The 3,781-nt window shown below is 62.8% G+C and carries 3 protein-coding genes and 1 pseudogene; all 4 read left to right on the plus strand.

The window, feature by feature from the left end; all coding sequences use genetic code 11:
- Positions 1 to 315, plus strand: a pseudogene (locus tag WA944_RS10220) (PPE domain-containing protein); the annotation flags it as partial.
- Complete coding sequence (locus WA944_RS10225) at positions 312 to 656, plus strand: YbaB/EbfC family nucleoid-associated protein (protein WP_526375777.1); 345 nt, start codon at positions 312 to 314, stop codon at positions 654 to 656. The pseudogene WA944_RS10220 and the gene WA944_RS10225, both read left to right, overlap by 4 nt.
- 452 nt (positions 657 to 1,108) lie before the next feature.
- Positions 1,109 to 1,381, plus strand: coding sequence for a hypothetical protein (locus WA944_RS10230; protein WP_526375775.1), 273 nt, complete (start codon positions 1,109 to 1,111; stop codon positions 1,379 to 1,381).
- A 293-nt stretch (positions 1,382 to 1,674) separates the two neighbouring features.
- On the plus strand, positions 1,675 to 2,634 hold the full coding sequence (locus tag WA944_RS10235; RefSeq protein ID WP_526375773.1) for an ESX-1 system-associated protein: 960 nt from the start codon (positions 1,675 to 1,677) through the stop codon (positions 2,632 to 2,634).
- Positions 2,635 to 3,781 lie beyond the last annotated feature (1,147 nt).

Raw genomic sequence — 3,781 nt, forward strand, 5'->3', positions numbered from 1 at the left:
GGAATGCCCAGCGCACCCATGCAGCCGGCGGTCAGCGCCGAGACGGTGGGACCGACTCCGGTGGTGGCCCCCACGACGCCGGCCGCAGCCGCAGGTGGTGGGGCGGCAGGCGGCGGAATGGCTGGCGGCATGGGAGGTATGGCGCCGATGATGGGCGCCGGCCAGGGCGGGAACACCGGCGAGAAGAAGCGCAACCCTCAGCTGTCCCAGGACGAGGAGCTCTACACCGAGGAGCGGCCGTGGACTGAGGCCGTCATCGGCAATCGGGTTCGGCGCCGAGGAACTCCCGACGACACCAAGAAGGAATCGCAGTGACGGACGACATGCATCCCGAGGTCGCCGCCGTGCTGAGGCAGGCGCGACGACTGCAGTCCTTGATGGACGAGCAGCTCGACAAGATGGCCAACGATTCCTTCACCGCCACCGATGACACCGAGACCGTCGAGGTGACGCTGAACGGTCACCACTGGCTCAAAGATGTCGACATTCAGGACGGCCTGTTGCGGCTGGGGGCGGAGACGGTCGAACAGCGGGTGAACGAAGCGCTGCAGAAGGCCAGCGCCGAGGCGAGCGCGGCGATCGACGCCGATCGCGAGCGGCTCGACGCGGTGGTCGCGGAGATCACCGCGGAGGTGTCCGACAGGCAACCCGAATAGCGGCCGATGGCATCGACCACATCCCTGGTGCAAGTGTCCCGACCCGACGGCGTCACCGCCGCGGCCGCGGCGATACAGCAGGCCGACCGATCTCGGACCGACCGTCAGGATGCCGACGTCGTTGTGGTTCGTTAGGAGCGTCTGAGTGAATTCTCGAAGTGAACACGCGCTGTGGTGGCAACGACAAGACACACCCTTCTGGGCCGCAGCCACATTGGGGGTGCCGATCCTGCTTTCGGCGGCCCTGCTTCTGCTGTTGTTGACGAAGATGCCTTCAAGGGAAGCGGTGCACGCCTGCTGAGCTTCACGGTTATCCCTGTGGTCATAGTGGAACTCGTGCTTGTGCTGGGGTCGGTCTGGCTGGCGCGACGGTCTTCTTCTTGGACGAGCGGCGCGGCGGTCGCGGGTGCCGTCGCCGCGGTCTTCATACTCCTCGCGGCGGCTGTCACGATATGAACCGGGACATCAAATTCGGCGAGTTCTTCGGGCCGGCCAGCCTATTGGGTGTCCTGCTGGGAACCACCTACCTGATGCTGATCATGCTGCGGGTGATCGAGGTCGGCGTTGGTTTCGCAGCCCTCGTCATCGTCGGTTTCCCGCTGATGCTCGCATCGGGCACGGTGAGACGGTTCGGCACAGGCATGGTGGTGTCGCTGGCCGTGGTACCGCTGACGATCGTGACGTTCCTGATCGGTGCGGGCATCGGTTCAGGAGTGGGAGGTTAATGGCTGCGACGGAAATCAGCGACATGGGCACGCCCCGACCTCTCGTAAGCTGGTTGGGTCGGCATCACGATCGACCCCTCGGCGGGTCGTGTTGACCTGGGAGGAATGGGGATGACTGGGCACAATCGGGAGTGCCGCGCGTGACCACACCGCCTTCCGGACCTTGGCCACCCCAGCCGCCACCGCCTGATCAGCCGCAGGGACCAGGACATTGGGGACCACCGCCGTGGGGTCCGCCGCCTCAGAACAACAGCAACCGCTCCAAGTGGATTCTCGGCGGCCTCGCACTCCTCGTGGTTGTCGTCGTCACGGTTACGACGACCTTGCTGCTCACCCGCGACGGGTCGAACGGATCAAACTCGCCGATTGCATCACCGCCGCCAAGCACATCGGTTGACGCCGCGGACATCGCCAGCGCAGACGACCACGGACCGGTTGGGATCATTACAGAGGATCCGAGTTGCGCAGCGTGGACACCTATCGGGGACACGCTGGCCCAGCAACAGGCGAAAGGCTGGAACAACAGGGACCCGAACGTACCAGCCTCGGATTGGACAGCGGACCAACGTCGACAGCACCTCGACGTTGCGGACGCCATGCTTTCAACTGCAGACCAGACGGTAGCCCTTGCCAAGCTGACCCCCCACAGAGCAGTTCGAGAACTTTACGAGCAATCGATTGCATACTGGCGGGCGTACGCGAACCGGATTCCCGACTACACGCCGCGAGATGACCACCTCGCGCGCGTGGCTACCAGCACGTCGAATGCTCTGGTTTGGATTTGCTCAGCAATTACTTTTAAATCGGCCGAGGCGCGCAAACCGTTCGTCATTGACGCACCGCCACCATTGCAGGTGTCCCCGGTGGAGGATCCGTCAAACCCGTCCCCGTTCATGAACGACCGGCTTCCCGTATGTGAAGATTGGCAGTCGACTGCCGCACAGTTCGGGCATGCTACGTCCGAGTGGCTCGGAATCGATCCTGACCTTTCAGCCAGCCAATGGACGCCTGAACAACAAGCCATAAATGTCGCTGCAACGGTGACAATGCGGTCGAACGCAAATCAGCTCCAGGATCTCGGCATTCGCAGCGGCAACCCCATCTTCCAAGACTTCGCAACGTTGGCCGCTCAGTACCGCCGCGCATATGCCTCCGCGTTGCCGAGCTACACGCCGGCGGACAACTACCTCGCAAGTGTTGCGTCACAGTTAGTCGCGGCTAACGCAGAAGCATGTAAAGCAGCGACGGGCTGAGTCATGGGAATCGGCAAAGTCGATGGCGAGTACATCGAAGACATGACAGAGCCGGACGGATGGCCTCAGATCGACGAGAGCATGCTCTACACACGTGCAAATGAGTTTCTAATGTTGCGGAATCAGATACATGCGGTCATCGAGGACTGGCGACGCCAGCAAGTGCAGATCTTTGACGGAGACGTCTGGTCGGGGGCCGGAGCAGATGCTGGGCACTCTTCCCTCCAGCGGGATATCCGCGAAATGTCTGCTCTCGAAAACCACCTCGGCAACGCTTACGCGTATTACAACATGGCAGCAGACCTCACAGTTCAGGCGAAGAATGCTGTAAACCAGAATCTCATAAGCGCACAGGGAACCTTTCAAGCCTTTCGGAGCGACCCGACTCTAACCGCAGGCGAGGTAGAAGCCGCGATCCGCGCTTTCATAGTCGCCCAGAATGCGTTGAATACCATTCAGGTGCTAACTACTAGTGCTGCGTTGCCCGCTTTCGGCGCCTGGAAAGCTCCAACGGAGTCCATACCCGCACCAGTCCCACCTCCACCGAACACGCGTCCGCAGAAGCAAGCCGACGGCTCAAGCGGCGGTCAAACGGCGGTGAGTCCCGTATCCAACTTTGCAAAAGCCACCGGTGCGAAAACACCTGATGTTCAAATGTCTGCGCCCGCCCAAGCGGGTCAGCCCGAGCTTGCTGCGTCCGCGAAAACTCCCGACCGTGCGGGTATGGCCACCACTTCTTCAGTAGGAACGCCGAACACTGGCGGTACCAGCCTGTCCTCTAGCGCATCCTCGCCTTCACAGGGTTCAGTAAGCGCGTCTGGACCCTCAACCGGCGTAGCTAACTCGGCGCCCTCACAGTCTCCTTCTGGCAGTTCCACCCCTAGTTCCACGGGTCCCCCCGCATCACCGGTCTCGCCGAACACTCCCGCGTCAACCCCTACCCCTACCCCTACCGGCGCCGCCAACCCCAACACCACTACTAGCGCAAGCGATACGGCCAAGTCCGCCAGGGCAACTACCCCGCTGCAGCCGATGACGAGCCAGCCTCCGCTGGCGTCGTCCGCGCCAGCGACGTCACCCGCCCCGGCACCGGCGCCCACCAACCAGGCCGCCGCAGCAGCGCCTCTGCCCGGCGGCGGTGCCTCGT

Origin of the sequence: Mycobacterium sp., assembly GCF_049683355.1 — a bacterium.
Lineage (GTDB): Bacteria > Actinomycetota > Actinomycetes > Mycobacteriales > Mycobacteriaceae > Mycobacterium.

Excerpts from the sequence above, each read along its gene's own strand:
- WA944_RS10230 (WP_526375775.1), top strand. The coding sequence starts at position 1,109 with ATGAACCGGGACATCAAATTCGGCGAGTTCTTCGGGCCGGCCAGCCTA.